Raw genomic sequence first — 17,883 nt, forward strand, 5'->3', positions numbered from 1 at the left:
ACGAGATAGCGATCATTACATAGTGGATCGACCGATGAACGAAATTTTATAGAAACGTAAATGACATCAAAGGCATGGTAAGTACGGGAGGGAAGCGATATGCTGGAGCGATATGGGCATGGGGGCGATTTGTGGACGGCGGCGGAGACGTTCGGCAGGAGCAAGGACGATTTTCTTGATTTTAGCTCGAATATGAATCCGCTCGGGCCTCCAGCAGCGGTGGAAACGATATTGCGCGAGCGCTGGCGCGAGGTGACAGCTTACCCGGACCCGGCGGTGCGCGGCTTGAGGAAGGCGCTGGCCGCCAAATACCGGATTCCGGAGGAATCGATATTGGTCGGCAACGGGGCGGCGGAGCTGATCGATCTGGCGGTGCGCGTGCTGAAGCCGGAGGTGACGGCCTTGGCGCGTCCCGCCTTCTCGGAGTACGAGGAAGCGGTGGATAAAGCCGGTGGGCGTGTCTATGAGCTACCTCTTCGGGAGGAGCACGGTTTCGTGATGCAGCTGGACGACGTGCAGCGGGCTGTCGCCGCTTCCGATCTGCTGTTCTTCGGCAGCCCGAACAATCCGACGGGCAGGCGGCTGCCGCCCGAGGCGCTTGCGCTTCTGGACGAAGCGAGGAAGACGGTCATTCTCGATGAAGCTTTTATCGATTTTTGCCCGGATGAGGAGCAGGCAACGATGATTCGCCGAGCGGCTTCATCGCCGCACTGGATGGTCATCCGCTCGATGACCAAATTTTACTCGATTCCGGGGCTTCGACTTGGATTTATTGTGGCTCATCCGGATCGGATTGTCCGGATGCGCAGCCAGCAGGTGCAGTGGAGCGTGAACACGCTGGCGCAGCTGATCGGCGAGGCCGTGCTGGAGGATGCGGATTTCGAACGGCGCACCCGCGGCTGGCTGGCCGAAGAGCGGCCGCGGCTTGCCGGAAAGCTCGCGGCGCTGGGGCTGCAAGTGACGCCGAGCGATACCAATTATTTGCTCTTCTCCTTGCGTCCGCTGGGTCTTAACGTGAAGCGGCTGCAAGCGGAGATGGGCCGGCGCGGCGTGCTGATCCGCGACGCATCGCTTTTTCCGGGTCTCGATGAGACGTATGCCCGAGTCGCGATCCGGCTGCGCCCGGACAACGAGCGGCTCGTCGCCGAGCTGGCGGCGTCGATCGCCGTTCTGCAGGAGCGGGAGCGGCCGCAGGCCGCGCCGTCAGCCGCGGCTGACGCGCCTTTAGCGAGTGTGCCTTCATCGGCTGCGGTAGCGCCGGCGGCCGGAGCGAACGAGGCTGCGCCGCAGCCGGAAGGGCGCGCTTCGCGTATGTTGCCAAGCGGAGCCGGAGCGGGCGCGACCTTGATGGTTCAAGGGACGTCTTCCGATGCGGGCAAGAGCCTGATTACGACCGCGCTCTGCCGTATTCTGCTGCAGGACGGGCTGCGCGTCGCGCCGTTCAAATCGCAAAATATGTCGCTCAACTCTTATGTGACGCCCGACGGCAAAGAGATCGGCCGCGCGCAGGGCATGCAAGCCGACGCCTGCCGGATACCGGCTACGACGGATATGAACCCGATTTTGCTGAAGCCGAAGAAGGATATGGTATCCCAGGTCGTCGTTCACGGCAAGCCTTACCGCGATCTGGATGCGCGCACGTACCGCGAACGCTATTTATCCGAAGCAGAGGAGGTCGTCAAGGCTTCGCTGAACCGGCTGAGAGCGGCCTACGACGCCGTAGTGCTCGAAGGGGCGGGCAGTCCGGCGGAAGTCAATTTGAAGGACAGGGATATCGTCAATATGAGAATGGCCGGGTGGGCCGATGCTCCTGTGGTGCTTGTCGCCGATATCGACCGCGGAGGCGTCTTTGCCTCGCTCGTCGGTACGCTGGATATTTTTACACAGGAGGAGAGGGACCGGGTCGGCGGATTCATCATTAACAAGTTTCGCGGCGATGTGACGCTGCTGCAGCCCGGGCTTGACTGGCTGGAGCGGCGCACACGCAAGCCGGTGCTCGGCGTGATCCCGTACTTGCCGGATCTTGAGCTGGAGGATGAGGACTCGGCTTCGCTCGACCGCAAGCTTGCGACGGGGATCATAGCGGGCGCCAATACCGCCGCGGCTGCGGGCGACTCCATCGATATCGCGGTGATTCGTCTGCCGCGGCTGTCCAATTTTACCGATATCGATCCGCTGCTGTACGAGAAGGACGTGCGTCTGCGCTTTGTCGGCTCGGCGGAGGAGATGGGCAGTCCGGACGCCGTTATTTTGCCCGGCAGCAAAAACACGGTGGACGATCTCCTGTTCCTGAAGCAGACGGGACTGGAGGCCGCTCTGCTTAGGTATGCGGAGCAGGGCGGCTGGATGGCGGGCATCTGTGCCGGGTATCAGATGATGGGCCGGACGCTGCGCGATCCCGAGCTTATAGAGTCGGACCGCAAGGAAACGGCGGGGCTTGGCATATTCCCGGCGGAAACCGTATTTACTGCCGAGAAGCGGACGGTGCGCGCCTCGGGAGCGTCCCGATTGTACAGCGACCTTGTCGGGAAAGTGTCGAGCCAATTCCCTATTTATGGATATGAAATCCATATGGGCCGGACGCATTTTTTGCAGCAGGTTCGTCATCCGTTCTGGCTGCATGCGGAGCAGGAAGGCTCGCAAGGGCATCCGGACGGCGCCGTCTCCGAGGACGGACGGATATGGGGGACTTATGTGCACGGCATTTTGCATAATGACGATTTTCGCCGGGCATGGCTGAATTCGATTCGCGCCGCCCGTGGGCTTCAGCCGCTTGCGGCCGAGCTGCGGTTCCAGGAGCGCCGGGAAGCGGCGTTCGACAGGCTGGCGGACCATGTAAGAAGCCACTTGGATATGGCTCGGGTGTATGAGATGATGGGGATACAATATCAAGAGGAGGCGAGTCTATGAGGATTTATACGCGTACTGGAGATGCGGGGCAGACCGGGGTGATCGGCGGCCGGGTCGATAAAGACGACGTGAGGGTCGAAGCTTACGGAACGGTTGACGAGCTGAACTGCTTTGTCGGGCAGGCGATGGGATTTCTGGATGAGGAGAAGTTCGCCGATCTGCTCGCCGATTTGCTGGAAATTCAGCATGAGCTGTTCGATTGCGGCTCCGATCTGGCGCTGCTCAAGCAGGAGCTTCGTCCGTATAAGGTAACGGCCGAAATGGTCGACAGGCTGGAGACGTTAATCGATAAATACGATGCGGAGACGCCGGATATTAAGAAGTTCATTTTGCCAGGCGGAGTTCAGGCCTCCTCTGCGCTGCACGTATGCCGGACGGTATGCCGCAGAGCCGAACGCAGAGTCGTGACGCTGGCCCGCACGCAGCCGATCAATGAACAAGTGCGCCGGTATTTGAACCGGCTGTCCGATCTGTTCTTCACCGTCGCCCGGCTGGCCAACGTCCGCAGCGGCAAGCAGGACGTGGAATACGCCCGCAGCGCCGAGGTGTTCCGCCGCAAATGAGCCTGTACTACGAACCGCTGACGTATCACGTCTCCCAAGAGGAAGACGGCATTCTTCTCAAAACGATACTGCAAAGCCGAATGCATTTGTCGCGCAAGCTGCTGTCCCGATTGAAGCTGACCGAGCAGGGCATTACCGTTAACGGGGAACGGCAGTATATAAGCATCCGAGTCCGCGAAGGCGATCTCGTGGAAGTTCGCATGCTGAAGGAGGAGTCGGACGACATTCTGCCTCAGCCGCTGCCGCTCGATATATTGCATGAGGATGAGCAGCTGCTTGTGCTGAACAAGGCGGCCGGGATGATCGTTCACCCGACGCACGGCCATTACGTGAACACGCTCGCTAACGGCGTCGTCCACTATTGGCAGCAGCAGGGCAAAAGCTACCGGTTCCGCCCGATTCACCGGCTCGATCAGGAGACGTCGGGGACGCTGGCCGTCGCCAAAAATCCGTTCGTCCACCAGCAGGTGTCCGAGCAGATGCAGGCGCATCAGGTGAAAAAGGAATATATCGCGCTCGTCCACGGCGTGATGGAGGACGATCAAGGCACGGTGAACGAGCCGATCGACCGCGATCCCGATCAGCCGCATATCCGCATCGTAACGCCTTCAGGCTATGCAGCCGTTACGCACTACCGCGTGGAGCGGCGGTTTCGCGAGGCGACGATGGTGCGGCTGTGGCTCGAAACCGGCCGCACGCATCAAATCCGCGTGCATATGAAGCATCTGGGGCATCCGCTGCTGGGCGATAAGCTGTACCTTCTGGGGGAGCCTACTGCAGCGGTACAGACGGATGCTGATACGGAGACGGCCCGGTCCGAAGGCTCGGCCGTTTCGGGCGGACTTGGCGGCGCCGGAGCTTCGGCCTGGGGGCTTGACCGGCACGCTCTTCATGCCTGTACGCTGGGCTTCGTTCATCCCGGAACGAAGCGGTGGATCGAGTTCGAAGCGCCTTTGCCGGACGATTTGACGCGATGCGTCGAACGTTTGGAGGAGTTCGGCTAAAAAAGACTTTGCGGGCCGCCGCAAAGTCTTTTTTTCATAGGAAAATGGTTGTTCGTGCATTTCGGTCCGGGCTGTGGTATAGTACGAAAGGAAAAAATGAAAGAAGATACCGGGGCAGACCGTGCCGTCCCGGGAGAGGTTCGCGAACTCCCTCTATAAAAAACTACAGAGACAGTTCCACTTAATCTCGTTCTTCTTTTCGTTGACGGCGCCCGAAAGGAGCCGGAACAGAACAAGGAGGAGATCGTTTCGCATGTCCGCAGGAAGAACGAATGAAGAATTAAAAGACATTACACTGCTTGGAAATCAAGGCACCCGTTATATTTTCGATTACGACCCCAAACTGCTGGAGGCGTTCGATAACAAGCATCCGGACCGGGCTTACTTCGTAAAATTCAATTGTCCCGAATTTACCAGCTTGTGCCCGATGACCGGCCAGCCCGACTTCGCCACGCTGTACATCTCTTACGTTCCCGACCGCAAAATGGTCGAGAGCAAGTCGCTCAAGCTGTATTTGTTCAGCTTCCGCAATCATGGCGATTTCCATGAAGATTGCGTCAATATTATGATGAACGATCTTATCGACCTGATGAATCCTTGGTATATCGAGGTGTGGGGCAAATTTACCCCGCGCGGCGGCATTTCCATCGATCCTTATTGCAACTGGGGGCGTCCGGGTACGAAATATGAAGCGATGGCCGAGCATCGCCTGATCAACCATGATATGTATCCCGAGAAGGTGGATAATCGCTAGGAGTGTGGTTAAAAAGTCCGCTGCGGTGCCCATTTGATCTTACAATCGCTGTTGAAGCCGGATTTTTGGCTGGTTGTTTCCTTTTTCTATGGAGCAAATCCGTTTTCAAAGGCGAACGCTAACGCTTTTCCAGATTCAAATGGCCCCTCCGATCTCTTTTTACCGGACTTCTAAAAGCCGGCAGATAATACGAAGCACGAAGAAGACCCTTTTACGAAAGGGTCTTTTTGGCGTATCGGCCCGGTAAACCGGCGCTGGCCCGGGAGGGCCGTTTGCATCTCGGTCATCGTCAGCGTCCGCCGATGAAGACGGGCGTTTTCTTTTTCTCGGCGGCTTTCTCCTTCTCCGTTTTGTTGTAATCGCGCGAAATGCTCAGCAAAATGCCGAGACTCATCAGAGTGACGACGATCGACGTGCCGCCATAGCTGATCAGCGGTAGGGTTACGCCGGTCATCGGGATCGTGTTCGTTACGCCGCCCATATTAATAAATGCCTGAATGCCGATCAGGCTGATAATGCCGACCCCCGTCAGCATGCCGAACGTCTCTTTACTGCGCAGCGCTATAATCAGACCGCGCCACAGAAAGGCAAGGTAGACGAGCAAAAAGATCGAAGTACCGATAAATCCGAGCTCTTCTCCGATAACCGGGAATATGAAATCATTGTAAGGCAAAGGCAAATAATGGAGCTTCTGTATGCTCTGCCCGAAGCCGGCTCCGAAGGTTCCTCCGTGACCGAACGCGTACAAGGCTTGTACGATTTGGTAGCCTTTATCGTTGGCATCGGAGAACGGATCGAGAAACGTCGTAAACCGGTCGATACGGTAATTGCCCTCTCCCCCGATAAGCAAGTAGACGGCAGCGAATAGGGAAGCCAAACAAGCGCCTACGAGACCTAGCAGAAACATATGACGCATTCTCGCTCCGCCGACAAAGATCATGACGAGAGCGCAAGCGCATAAAATCGCGGTAGAGCCGAAATCCGGCTGCAGCATGATTAACGCGGAAATAAACCCTATCACCGCAAGCGGCGGGATAAATCCGGTTTTGAAGTCGCGGATTCCTTCTCCTTTTCGGCTGAGCAGCCCGGCGAGATAGAGAATGACCATCAGCTTGGCCAGCTCCGTAGGCTGCAGCGTGAAGAAACCAAGCTTGATCCAGCTTCGCGCATTGTTCAAGGACGCTCCGATGACCGGCGTTGCCAGCAGCAGCAGGACGACGGAGATGAACAAAGGCTTGATCCACTTTTGGAATTTACGGTAATCAATATTCATACAGACCAGCATGCAGAAGATTCCGACGGTAATATTAATCGCTTGCTTGAAAGCAAACGGCCAAGGCGTATTTGCATTCAGAGCCATACTGGCGCTAAAGACGAAGGCAAAGCCGAAGCATACGAGCAGAAAGGTCAGAAACAAAAAAAGAAAATCGGGGGTGCCGCGGCGGCCTGATGCGCTTGTTGAGCGATCGGAAGGGAGCGCCCTTTGATTTCGAACAGCCATACTGGAGATGAACCCACCTTTCCTGATCAGGACCGTTCTGCGTGCCCGCAAGTCCCTTTTATCTTATTATACTTCTAAAAATGGAAAAAAGTTTCAGGAATTTAACGATTTTTGCAGATCTCTACTCTATATACGAGCCGAAATGCGGATGGATTGTTCATTTTGCCGGTAATTTTGTATACTTAAAGGAAACTGAAGATAAGGAATGAGCGTATGAATAAGACAAAGCAAGTGATTTGCTACCAATATCCCGCCTGCGGCACATGCAGAAATGCGACGAAATCGCTAAAAGCCAAAGGCTTGGATGTACAAGCCGTGCACATATTCGACAATCCGCCCGGCGTGTCGGAGTTGAAGAAGCTGATTGCGGATAGCGGGCTGGACATCAAGAAGTGGTTCAATACATCGGGCGAAGTGTATAAAGAAATGAAGCTCAAAGACAAGCTTCCGCAAATGACCGACGATGAGAAGATCGAGCTGCTGGCTTCGAACGGCCGATTGATCAAGCGCCCCGTTGTGACCGACGGGACCAAAGTTACCGTTGGATATAAAGAAGAGCAGTATGCGGAAGTATGGGGTGACTGAAACGCTAGAACAATGCGTTACCTAAAGGAGTGTGCGGGCGTTGCAGCCAAACAAGCAGAAGAAAAATCCGTTCTGGGTATTCGGAGCGGCCGCGGCATTTGTGCTTGCGCAGGGAAAATGGTTATTGACGCTGTTAAAATTCGGCAAATTCGGCGGTGTATTTTTGTCGATGCTGCTGTCGATCGGCGCTTACGCGATTTTGTTTCCATGGGGGTTTGCGGTCGGCATCGTGCTGCTGATATTGGTGCATGAGCTCGGACACGTGATCGCAGCCAAGCAAAAAGGGCTTCCGGTGAGCGCGCCGGTGTTCGTGCCGTTCGTCGGGGCGATGATCAATATGAAGCGGCATCCGCGCGATGCCGTAACCGAAGCGTATATCGCGTTCGGCGGTCCTTTGCTCGGAAGCATAGGGGCGCTTGCCGTATTCGGCCTGGCGTATTATGTCGACAGCAAGCTGCTGTACAGCGTTGCGTTATCCGGTTTTCTGATTAACCTGTTCAATCTGCTGCCGATCCATCCTCTGGACGGGGGAAGAATCGCGACGGCGGTATCCCGATGGCTGTGGCTGGTCGGCCTGGTCGGCGGGCTGGTGCTTATCTTGTATCATTTTAACATTATATTGCTTATTATTTGGGTGATGTTCGCGTACAATTTGTATAAAAAATTTGTCAAGCATCGCGAACACGGCGAGCAGCGCGCAGTTAGCGCCAGCTTCCTGATCCCGGCCGAGCCTTTGATCGAGCAGGGCTATATCATCCCGGGCGAAGAGCATAAGCGGGAGCTGCCGTTCGTCACTTATTCCGATCTGGAAGGACAGCAGTATGTCCGCGTCGTTTGGGACAGCTTGAGCTTTCAAGGGACGATTCCGCTGATGCAGCAGGGGCTGATTCAGCGAACGCATGTGACGAGGCTGGAGCGGGTTCAGCGGGAGGACGGCTTGCATCTGATGATTCACTGCCAAGTCGACTACGAGCCCTACGAAAACGATAAATACTACGAAGTTCCGAACGCGGCGCGCTGGAAATTCGGCTTTGCCTACCTCGGGCTGGCCCTATTCCTGATCGCCATGATGTCGATGGTCCATAAGGTCGGGAATATATAAGGCTTGACCCTTCAACCGTAGAAAACAGTAAAGAGGTCGTTTACCCAATGAAACAATTTCAATCGAAGCGGTTATCCCGGCTGGGTTCCGCTATTTTTTCCGAAATGGCGCAGTGGAAAGAAGAAGTGAAGCGAAGCGGGATGGACGTGATCGATCTGGGAATCGGCAGCCCGGACCGGCCTCCCTCGGAGAAAGTCATTCGGGCGCTGGAGCAGGCCGTACGCAAACCGGAGGTATACGGATATCCGACCTCGGAGGGCAGTCCGGCTTTCCGCGGCGCGGTGGCCCGCTGGTACAAGTATCGGTTCGGCGTTGCCCTAGACCCCGATACAGAGATCGTCACGCTGATGGGCTCGCAGGACGGCCTGGCGCATTTGGCGATGGCGGTCGCCGATCCGGGCGATCTGGCGATGGTGCCCGACCCCGGTTATCCGATCTACTCCGCCAGTCTCGTGCTTGCCGGAGTGGAGCCGTATTTGCTGCCGCTGCGGGAGGAGAACGGCTTCCTGCCGAGACTGGACGAGATTCCGGAGGAAGCGGCGCGAAGAGCCAAGTTTATTCTGCTCAACTATCCGAGCAATCCCGTATCAGCAGTAGCTACGCGTCCGTTCTTCGAGGAGCTTGTCGCCTTCGCGCGCAAGCACGGCTTGCTGGTCGTGCATGATCTGGCTTATTCGGAGATGGCGTTCGACGGCTTCCGCCCGATGAGCATTCTTGAGATCGAAGGCGCCAAAGATGTCGCCGTGGAGTTTCATTCCTTGTCGAAAAGCTTCAACATGGCCGGCTGCCGGATCGCCTTCATGGTGGGACAGCCGGATGCGGTGCAGGCGCTGCGCGTTTTGAAGTCGAACATCGACTACGGCGTGTTCGCGGCGGTGCAGGAAGCGGGCATTGCCGCGCTGGAGGAAGATATGGAGCACGGCGAATCGGTAGCCGCGCTGTACGAGCGCAGACGCAATGTCGTAATCGACGGGCTGGCTGCGGCAGGCTGGACGATTCCTCGACCGAAAGCGACGATGTTCATTTGGGCTCGCATTCCTGAGGGCTGGACATCTCGACAAATTTCCCGGGAAATCCTGTACCAGGCCGGCGTCGTCGTCATTCCGGGCGATGCCTTCGGTCAAGAAGGCGAAGGCTATGTCCGCATTGCGCTTGTGCAGGAGGAAGAGCGGCTGCGGGAAGCGGTGCGGCGGATCGGGACGTTTTTGAATAAGTAAATATGGGAGTAAAAGACGGAACAAGCTGCTTTAGGGCGGCTTGTTTTTTATTGTTAAGGAAATGATGCGCAGCCATATCCTGTGGAAATCCGGGGGCCCCCCCCCCGAAAGTAATGTCTAACCATAGAACGATCCCAGAGGAGTGGTCAGACGCCGATCCAGCTTAGGCTGGATGCGGACGGAATAAGCTTCAGAGCATCACGTCGCTTTTGGGGGATTTGTTCCTTCCGAAGGCTTAGATGAAACCTGTCGGAACGGACATTGCGAAGGTTAATTTATAAATAAGCAGCGACGCGCATTAGTCTCGGATAGTCTGCCATTAAACCTCCTAACCACTTTCGTAGCCTCCTTTTACCTCCTAAGACGCGTCTTCCCTAATGTCGCCTTTTCTTACTTTTTCCTGTCATCTATTTGCAATTCAAACTATTCGGTAAACATGCTAATATGAAACCAAGTCATCATTTTATAGGAGGGTTTATCTTATGTCTGCGAAGTTGAAAGTAGCTATAATCGGCTGCGGCGGCATTGCCAACGGCAAGCATCTGCCGAGCCTGGCCAAATTGGATCAAGTGGAGCTTGTCGCTTTTTGTGACATTGTATTGGAGAGGGCGCAGAAGGCGGCGGATAAGTACGGTGTCGTCGGAGCGAAGGTGTACGAGAATTATTTGGAGCTGTTGAACGATGCGTCCATCGATGTTGTTCATGTGTGTACGCCTAACGATTCCCACGCCGATATTTCGATCGCTGCTTTGGAATCGGGCAAGCATGTGATGTGCGAGAAGCCGATGGCCAAGACGGCGGCCGATGCCCGCCGCATGGTGGAAGCGGCCAAGCGCAGCGGCAAGAAGCTGACGATCGGCTATAACAACCGGTTTCGTCCGGACAGCCTGTATTTGAAGAAAGTATGCGAGGAAGGCGATCTGGGCGACATTTATTATGCCAAGGCTCATGCGATCCGCCGCCGTGCGGTACCGACATGGGGCGTGTTCCTGGATGAAGAGAAGCAGGGCGGAGGGCCGCTGATCGATATCGGTACGCATGCGCTCGACCTTACGTTATGGGTGATGAACAACTATGAGCCGAAGGCGGTTCTCGGTACGGCGTTTCATAAGCTTTCACAAAAAGAAAACGCTGCCAACGCCTGGGGCCCTTGGGACCCGAGCAAATTTACGGTAGAGGATTCGGCGGTCGGCATGATCACGATGAAAAACGGGGCGACGATCGTTCTCGAATCGAGCTGGGCTCTGAATACGCTGGATGTGAAGGAAGCCAAATGCACGCTGTGCGGCACGGAAGGCGGAGCGGACATGGAAGAGGGGCTGCGTATTAACGGAGAGAAGCACAGCCGTCTGTTCCAAAATAATATTCAGCTCGAAGCTGGCGGGGTCGATTTCTACGACGGCAAGAAAGAAAGCATGCAGGATACGGAAATCCGCCTGTGGATCGACGCTGTCATCAATGACAAGCAGCCTACGGTAACTCCGGAGCAGGCTTGCGTCGTGTCGGAAATTTTGGAAGCCATCTACGAATCGGCAAGAACGGGCAAAGCCGTTTACTTCGATTAATCTACGAGCATTAGAAAGTCCGGTGACAAACGAGAACATAATCCGAAGAATCCGATTTCAACAGCGTTTGGAGGATCAAACGGACGCCCCAGCGGACTTTTTTACCACATGTTTAGACCATTAACCTTAAGCGGAGGTACATAGCGATGATTAGAGTAGCGATGTTAAGCTTCTGGCATGTCCATGCCAGAGATTATGCCCGTCAGGCGACAGAGCATCCGGGCACGGAGATCGTCGCCGTATGGGATGAAATCCCGGAGCGGGGACGTCAGGAAGCGGAAGCGCGCGGGGCGCGGTTCTTTGAAGATTTGAACGAGCTGCTGGCGCAGTCCGATATTGACGGCGTCATCGTCGATACGCCGACGAATATGCACCGCGACGTGATGGTGGCTGCGGCGAAAGCGGGCAAGCATATATTTACGGAGAAGGTCGTCGCTACGACCTTGAAGGAATGCAATGAAATTTTGGCGGCCGTCGAGGAAGCGGGCGTCAAGCTGACGGTCTCGCTGCCGAGGCTGAACGCCGGTTATACGCTGGCGGCGCAGGACATTTTGAGCCAAGGCCTGCTCGGCGACATTACGCTTGTTCGCACACGCCTGTCCCATAACGGCGCGATTCCTTCGGAGCGCGGACCGCAAGGCTGGCTTCCGGCCCATTTCTTCGATGCGCAGCTGTGCGGCGGCGGGGCGATGATCGACCTCGGCTGCCACCCGATGTACCTCGCCAGATTGTTCCTGGGCTTGCCGGACAGCGTGACGGCCAGCTACGGATACGTTACCGGCAAAGACGTGGAAGACAACGCCGTCTCCGTGCTAAGATATGCGAGCGGCGCGCTGGCGGTCGTAGAGGCGGGCTTCGTCAACCGGTTCTCTCCGTTTGTCGTTGAGGTGCACGGAACCGAAGGCAGCCTGTTGTACTCGACGCATGACGACAAGCTGCTGGTGCGCAGCTCCAAGCTCGGAGAAGACGGTTCTCAAGAGTGGAAGGTTCAGGAATTGCCTTCGGATCGCCCGTCGGCGTTCGATCAATGGGTAAGCCATGTCGAGAACGGCACGAAGGCCGAGGAAAATATTCAATTGGCCTTGGATTTGACCAGGCTGATGGAAGCTTCGAACGCTTCCGCACGGACAGGCGCGGCGTTCAAGCTGAGCGATTTGGCGCAGTAACGGCAGGAAACTTACAGGAAGGGCCGATTCGCTCCTTGGCGCGCAGCCAGCGGGGCGGCGGCCTTTTGCCGCCTGCGGCCGCCTGACCGAATGCCGGGAGCTGTGGTATGCTTGAAGCGAGGACGGCAGCCGGTTTCTTAAGCCGAGGATTGCTCCGCCTGACACAGGACAGATGAGATGAGTGAAGGCGGCGCATCGGCGCATTGCAAACGATTTACATGCTCTTCCCGGGAGGCGCGATGATGGATAATACGACACGAACGGCCCCTAAGCCGTATTCTTTTGAACTGATGCTTGAGCAGCCCTTTGCGCTGGACCGCCTGGACGTCCAATTCCGCTGGGGCCATTACGGTATCCGGATGCTGAGATTTCATCATACGAGCTTTCCACCGGGGCATGTGATCAGCTTCCACAAGCATTCGGAATTTGAATTTCACTACATTCCCCGGGGCAAAGGCAAGGTTATTCTGGGAGAAACGCCTTATTTGCTGCAGGAAGGCATGCTGTACTTGACCGGCCCGAACTTGCTGCATTACCAGGAGGCGGATGCCGACGAGGCGATGGACGAGCTATGTCTCCATATCGATATCGTCAAGCTGGAGGATACGGCGGATAGCGGAGAAGGCGCGGAGCTTTCCGCCGAATGGGGGCATAAATGGGAAGTGGCCGAGGCGGAAGCCTGTATTCGGCAGCTGCAAACGCTTCCGGCAAGACCGGCGATAGATCAGTATCGGGCGATGGATTGCTTTCTGACCGCGTACCGGGCGTGGTATGAGAATCAGCCGGGGCTGTTCACCGTCATCAAGCAGTCGATCATCCAAATTTTGCTGCGTACGATCCGGGCTTATTCCTCGGGTCCACGCACCGATGTGCCTTCCCGCGATATGAAGCATTACCGGTATCAGCTCGCCGTACAGTTCATCAAGGACAACTATATGGAGCCGCTGACCCTGGAGACCGTCGCCGAGCGCGTGCAGATCAGCCCGAGGCAGCTGCAGCGCATTTTCCGCGAGCATACGGGGGGTACCTTCAGCGAATATATCGAGCAGGTGCGGCTTTCGCATATTTGCACCGAGCTCAGCCTGAGCGAGGAAACGATCGATCAGATCGCTTTCCGTAACGGATTTTCGAGCGCGAACTATTTGCACTATGTGTTTAAAAAGAAATTCGGCACTACGCCGATGCAATTCCGCCTCGCGCATAAAAATTAAAGCGGACGGCAAAAGCTTGACCGCAGGTTTCGTTAGCGGCATTAACATCTTCTGGATATCCCCGCAGCCGCCGGCGGCATGGTATAATAGGATTATCTTGGCTTTGGGAGAGATGATGTTGATTCAAGAAACGGAACAAAATCAATCGGTGCTGCTGGTCGACGGCATGGCTTTATTATTTCGCGCGTTTTATGCGACTTCCTATAGCGGCTATATTATGAGAACGAGCGCAGGCGTTCCTACGAATGCCGTGTTCGGCTTCGTCAAATATTTCTGGGATGCGGTGCAAACCTTCCAGCCCGCACATGTCGTCTGCTGCTGGGATATGGGGAGCAAGACGTTCCGCAGCGAGAAGTTTACGGATTACAAGGCAAACCGCGCGGATTGCCCGGAGGAGCTGAAACCGCAATTCGATCTTGTCAAGGACGTCGTTGAGAGCTTCGGCGTTCCTAATGTCGGATTGAGCGGCTATGAAGCGGACGACTGCATCGGAACGCTGGCGGATACATACAGCAAGGATAGGGACGTTTATATTTTGACGGGCGATCATGATATGCTGCAGCTGCTGCATGAGCGCGTCAGGGTCATTATTATGAAAAAAGGCCAGGGCAATTACGCCGTCTACACTCCGGAGACGCTGATGGAGGAGAAGCAGCTGACGCCCCGGCAGTTTATCGACCTGAAAGGATTGATGGGCGATACGGCGGACAATTATCCTGGAGTGAAGGGCATCGGAGAGAAGACGGCGCTGAAGCTGCTGCAGGAGTACGGATCCGTTGAAGGCATCATCGACAATTTGGCTTCGCTGCCCAAAGGCGTCCGGGCCAAAATCGAAGCCGAGCTGGAGATGCTTCATCTGTCGCGCGAGCTTGCCACAATCCGCTGCGATGTGCCGGTGAGCTGCGAGCTTGCCGCCGGCTGCTGGGAAATCGACCGGCATAAGGTGATCGCCAAATTCGAGGAACTGGAGTTCAAAGGACTGTCCAAGCTGATCGGATAATCCGGTCTATAAAAGGAAATGGATGACGGCCGCCCCCTGAATTCGCAGCAGCAGGCGGTTTGGGGAGGGCGGATTTTTGCTTGCCGACTCCCCCTGCTTTGCAACATCCGCTCTATGAAAACCGATATACAAGCTCTGCTTGCTCAGGTATACTAAAAAGCGCATGGTGAAAAAGTGACCAGCGAGTGGAAGCTTCTAGCGACCGCAGGACACGACGAAATCACCCCACCTCTATAAGCGTGGTGAAAAAAGAGCGCAGGGGCCATTTGAATCTGGAAAAGCGAAGCGTTCGCCTTTGAACAATCCAAAAATCCGATTTCAACAGCGATTGGAGGATCCAATGGACGCCGCAGCGGACTTTTTCACCATCCTTCTAAAGGTGGATGCAAACGTTAACAGTGCTTGTAACAAGCTCTGAATCACAAGGAGGCACATGCGGATGAGCAATATCGGAGTATGGGAAAATGCGGAACCGGGCGTCAAGCGTAAAATTTTCGAACCCGGCGAGTCGATTATGATGATGGAAGTTCATTTTGAAGCCAATGCGGAAGGCTACCAGCACAGCCACCCTCATGAGCAGTTTTCCTACTGCTTGAAAGGGAAATTGGCGTTTACGGTGGACGGCGAGACGAAGGTTATTTCCCAAGGGGAGACGATCTATATTCCAAGCGGCGCCAGACATGGCTGCAAGGCGCTGGAAGCGAGCGTGCTGCTCGATACGTTCACTCCGGTGCGCGAGGATTTAGTGAAACGGTAACGATTTCCTTTTCCAACTTCTATTCCTATATGGTAAGCAAAGACCGCCGGCTTTTTTAGAGCCGAGCGGTCTTTAGGGTTGGAACAGTGAGGCTGGTATAAAATTGTCCCCAAAAAGGGGCTTGGATTTACGATTCATTCGCTCCGCAGCCTCGCCGGCGGTTCAATGTTCCCTTATTTAACGGGGAAGTTAAATATCGGTAAAATTAATCGCTCCGACGACTTGAGACAGGAAGTGGGTCAGCTCGGTCGCTTCTTCTTCCGTCAATTTGTAAACATGTTCCAGGTAGCCTTCTTCTTCCAGATCGTCGGGGCCGATGACCGCCGTGCGGCCGCTTTGCAGGTCGGTGATCAGCTTTTTGCCGTAAAACCGGTTCGTATTCGTAATCGCCAAGTCGAAGCGGCGCATCGACTCCCCTACGAAACAGACGAAGCGCGTCGTCGTATCCTCGCTGGAATCGTATAAATAATCCAAATCTGACATTATAGGTTCACTCCGTTCTTCGTTCTGTGGGGCATGCGAGCCGCCGATAGTTTTTATCATTATACCTCAAGTCGGGGACGCGGGCAAAAGGCATTCGTCAGATATTTCGCATAAGAACATTTTCATTTCTCGACAAACATGATAGAATTTATAGAATGATAGAAAGACGCTAAGTCATAGACTATTAACATATTTGGGAGGCCTTACGAAATGTCCAAGCCAAAAATGAGAAGCGACATGATTAAAAAAGGTTTCGACCGTGCGCCGCACCGCAGCTTACTGCGTGCCGCCGGCGTAAAAGAGGAAGACTTCGACAAGCCGTTCATCGCGGTGTGCAACTCCTACATCGATATCGTGCCAGGCCACGTGCATTTGCAAGAGTTTGGCAAAATCGTTAAAGAAGCGATTCGCGAAGCGGGCGGCGTACCGTTCGAATTCAATACGATCGGCGTCGACGACGGAATCGCAATGGGTCACATCGGAATGCGCTATTCGCTGCCGAGCCGCGAAATTATCGCCGATTCCTTGGAGACGGTCGTATCCGCCCACTGGTTCGACGGCATGGTATGTATCCCGAACTGCGACAAAATTACGCCGGGCATGATGATGGGCGCGCTGCGTGTGAACATTCCGACGATGTTCGTCAGCGGCGGACCGATGAAAGCCGGCAGAACGAGCGACGGCCGCGCCATCTCCCTGACTTCCGTATTTGAAGGCGTAGGAGCTTACCAAGTCGGTAAAATCGACGAGAAGAGCCTGCTTGAGCTTGAGCAATACGGATGTCCGACTTGCGGTTCCTGTTCCGGTATGTTCACGGCCAACTCGATGAACTGTCTGGCTGAAGGTCTCGGCCTTGCGCTGCCGGGCAACGGTACGATTCTGGCGATTTCGCCTGAACGTAAGGAATTCGTTAAACGTTCCGCTAAACAACTGATGGAATTGATCAAACTGGACATCAAGCCTCGCGACATTGTCACGATCGACGCTATCGACAATGCGTTCGCCCTCGATATGGCGATGGGCGGTTCCACGAATACGGTGCTTCATACATTGGCGCTGGCTCATGAAGCCGGCTTCGAATATCCGATCGAGCGTATCAACGAAATTGCTAACCGCGTGCCTCATTTGGCCAAAATCGCTCCGGCTTCCGATTACCATATCGAAGACGTGCACAATGCGGGCGGCGTGAGCGCGATCATCAACGAGCTGCTCAAAAAACCGGGCGCGTTGAACGGCGAGTGCATCACCGTAACCGGCAAAACGCTTCGCGAAAACGTAGCGGGCTGCGACATTTTGGACAAGGATGTTATCCATCCGCTGGATAACCCGCATTCCGAGCGCGGCGGCTTGGCCGTATTGTTCGGAAACCTGGCTCCGAAAGGATCGATCATTAAAGTCGGCGCGGTCGACAAATCCGTAGGCGGCTATCACAAAGGTCCTGCCATCTGCTTCGACTCTCAGGAAGACGCGCTCTACGGCATCGCCAACGGCAAAGTCAAAGAAGGACATGTCGTTGTTATCCGTTATGAAGGGCCTAAGGGCGGTCCCGGCATGCCGGAAATGCTCGCTCCGACTTCGCAAATCGTCGGCATGGGTCTTGGCGCCAAAGTCGGCTTGATCACGGACGGCCGTTTCTCGGGCGCATCGCGCGGCATCAGTATCGGTCATATTTCTCCTGAAGCGGCTGAAGGCGGTCCGATCGCTTTCGTCGAGGACGGAGATATCATCGAGCTGGATTTGGAAAACCGCACCATTCAACTGATGATTTCCGACGAGGAATTCGAACAGCGCAGAGCGAACTGGAAAGGCTTTGAGCCGAAAGTAACGACTGGCTACCTGGCCCGTTACTCCAAGCTCGTAACGAACGCCAGCACAGGCGGAGTCATGAAGGTATAATAATCGTTTAGCAAAAAGACAGGCAGTGAGGGAAATTAATCCTAAACTGGACCCTTAGTCAAGGACACTTTTAAAAAAAGAGTTAGGCCGCACTTAAGAGATGATTTCTGTATTGTACAGGAGTCATCTTTTTTAACCCCCACTGGTATCTGTAATGGTTATAGTAATG

The 17,883-nt window shown here is 55.2% G+C and carries 16 protein-coding genes and 1 riboswitch; of the genes, 13 read left to right on the forward strand and 3 right to left on the reverse strand.

What is annotated here, in order from left to right; translation table 11 throughout:
- Positions 1 to 99: 99 nt before the first annotated feature.
- The 4 genes from N0M98_RS33760 to queF all read left to right on the forward strand — a co-directional run bounded on the left by N0M98_RS33760 (position 100) and on the right by queF (position 5,231).
- A complete protein-coding gene (locus N0M98_RS33760) occupies positions 100 to 2,910 on the forward strand; it encodes a cobyric acid synthase (RefSeq protein WP_310943570.1) in 2,811 nt (936 codons plus the stop codon).
- On the forward strand, positions 2,907 to 3,473 hold the full coding sequence (locus N0M98_RS11650; RefSeq protein WP_259617949.1) for a cob(I)yrinic acid a,c-diamide adenosyltransferase: 567 nt from the start codon (positions 2,907 to 2,909) through the stop codon (positions 3,471 to 3,473). Before N0M98_RS33760 ends, N0M98_RS11650 begins: the two co-directional genes overlap by 4 nt.
- Positions 3,470 to 4,477: an RluA family pseudouridine synthase gene (locus tag N0M98_RS11655; protein ID WP_259617950.1), complete on the forward strand. Its 1,008-nt coding sequence runs from the start codon at positions 3,470 to 3,472 to the stop codon at positions 4,475 to 4,477. The genes N0M98_RS11650 and N0M98_RS11655 overlap by 4 nt, the downstream gene beginning before the upstream one ends.
- A 129-nt stretch (positions 4,478 to 4,606) precedes the next feature.
- Positions 4,607 to 4,650, forward strand: a riboswitch (PreQ1 riboswitch).
- Positions 4,651 to 4,730: 80 nt separating this feature from the next.
- On the forward strand, positions 4,731 to 5,231 hold the full coding sequence (gene queF, locus N0M98_RS11660) for a preQ(1) synthase (protein ID WP_249861572.1): 501 nt from the start codon (positions 4,731 to 4,733) through the stop codon (positions 5,229 to 5,231).
- A gap of 289 nt (positions 5,232 to 5,520) precedes the next feature.
- On the opposite strand, the gene ftsW is transcribed toward queF, so the two are convergent.
- Positions 5,521 to 6,732, reverse strand: coding sequence for a putative lipid II flippase FtsW (gene ftsW / locus N0M98_RS11665; RefSeq protein ID WP_259617951.1), 1,212 nt, complete (start codon positions 6,730 to 6,732; stop codon positions 5,521 to 5,523).
- 213 nt (positions 6,733 to 6,945) lie between these two features.
- On the opposite strand from ftsW, the gene N0M98_RS11670 reads away from it, so the two are divergent.
- The 8 genes from N0M98_RS11670 to N0M98_RS11705 all read left to right on the forward strand — a co-directional run bounded on the left by N0M98_RS11670 (position 6,946) and on the right by N0M98_RS11705 (position 15,335).
- Complete coding sequence (locus N0M98_RS11670; RefSeq protein WP_259617952.1) at positions 6,946 to 7,317, forward strand: arsenate reductase family protein; 372 nt, start codon at positions 6,946 to 6,948, stop codon at positions 7,315 to 7,317.
- A gap of 40 nt (positions 7,318 to 7,357) precedes the next feature.
- Complete coding sequence (locus tag N0M98_RS11675) at positions 7,358 to 8,419, forward strand: site-2 protease family protein (protein WP_249861575.1); 1,062 nt, start codon at positions 7,358 to 7,360, stop codon at positions 8,417 to 8,419.
- A 47-nt stretch (positions 8,420 to 8,466) separates the two neighbouring features.
- On the forward strand, positions 8,467 to 9,636 hold the full coding sequence (locus tag N0M98_RS11680; protein WP_249861576.1) for an LL-diaminopimelate aminotransferase: 1,170 nt from the start codon (positions 8,467 to 8,469) through the stop codon (positions 9,634 to 9,636).
- Positions 9,637 to 10,118: 482 nt separating this feature from the next.
- The gene (locus N0M98_RS11685) at positions 10,119 to 11,201 is read left to right on the forward strand and encodes a Gfo/Idh/MocA family protein (protein ID WP_249861577.1); all 1,083 of its coding nucleotides are present in this window, start codon (positions 10,119 to 10,121) and stop codon (positions 11,199 to 11,201) included.
- Between the two features lie 146 nt (positions 11,202 to 11,347).
- The gene (locus N0M98_RS11690; protein ID WP_249861578.1) at positions 11,348 to 12,367 is read left to right on the forward strand and encodes a Gfo/Idh/MocA family protein; all 1,020 of its coding nucleotides are present in this window, start codon (positions 11,348 to 11,350) and stop codon (positions 12,365 to 12,367) included.
- Positions 12,368 to 12,609: 242 nt separating this feature from the next.
- Entirely contained in the window at positions 12,610 to 13,578 is a 969-nt protein-coding gene (locus N0M98_RS11695) for an AraC family transcriptional regulator (RefSeq protein ID WP_249866450.1), read from the forward strand.
- Positions 13,579 to 13,690: 112 nt separating this feature from the next.
- Positions 13,691 to 14,578, forward strand: coding sequence for a 5'-3' exonuclease (locus N0M98_RS11700; protein ID WP_249861579.1), 888 nt, complete (start codon positions 13,691 to 13,693; stop codon positions 14,576 to 14,578).
- Between the two features lie 439 nt (positions 14,579 to 15,017).
- The gene (locus tag N0M98_RS11705) at positions 15,018 to 15,335 is read left to right on the forward strand and encodes a cupin domain-containing protein (RefSeq protein WP_249861580.1); all 318 of its coding nucleotides are present in this window, start codon (positions 15,018 to 15,020) and stop codon (positions 15,333 to 15,335) included.
- A 189-nt stretch (positions 15,336 to 15,524) separates the two neighbouring features.
- On the opposite strand, the gene N0M98_RS11710 is transcribed toward N0M98_RS11705, so the two are convergent.
- The gene (locus N0M98_RS11710) at positions 15,525 to 15,818 is read right to left on the reverse strand and encodes a DUF3055 domain-containing protein (protein ID WP_249861581.1); all 294 of its coding nucleotides are present in this window, start codon (positions 15,816 to 15,818) and stop codon (positions 15,525 to 15,527) included.
- A gap of 210 nt (positions 15,819 to 16,028) precedes the next feature.
- Here N0M98_RS11710 and ilvD point away from each other — a divergent pair, with 210 nt between their 5' ends.
- A complete protein-coding gene (ilvD, locus tag N0M98_RS11715) occupies positions 16,029 to 17,714 on the forward strand; it encodes a dihydroxy-acid dehydratase (RefSeq protein ID WP_249861582.1) in 1,686 nt (561 codons plus the stop codon).
- 82 nt (positions 17,715 to 17,796) lie between these two features.
- On the opposite strand, the gene N0M98_RS11720 is transcribed toward ilvD, so the two are convergent.
- A partial coding sequence (locus N0M98_RS11720) for an IS3 family transposase (RefSeq protein WP_259617959.1) occupies positions 17,797 to 17,883 on the reverse strand: 87 nt, incomplete at its 5' end.

The organism is Paenibacillus doosanensis (assembly GCF_025060755.1).
Classification (GTDB): domain Bacteria; phylum Bacillota; class Bacilli; order Paenibacillales; family NBRC-103111; genus Paenibacillus_S; species Paenibacillus_S doosanensis.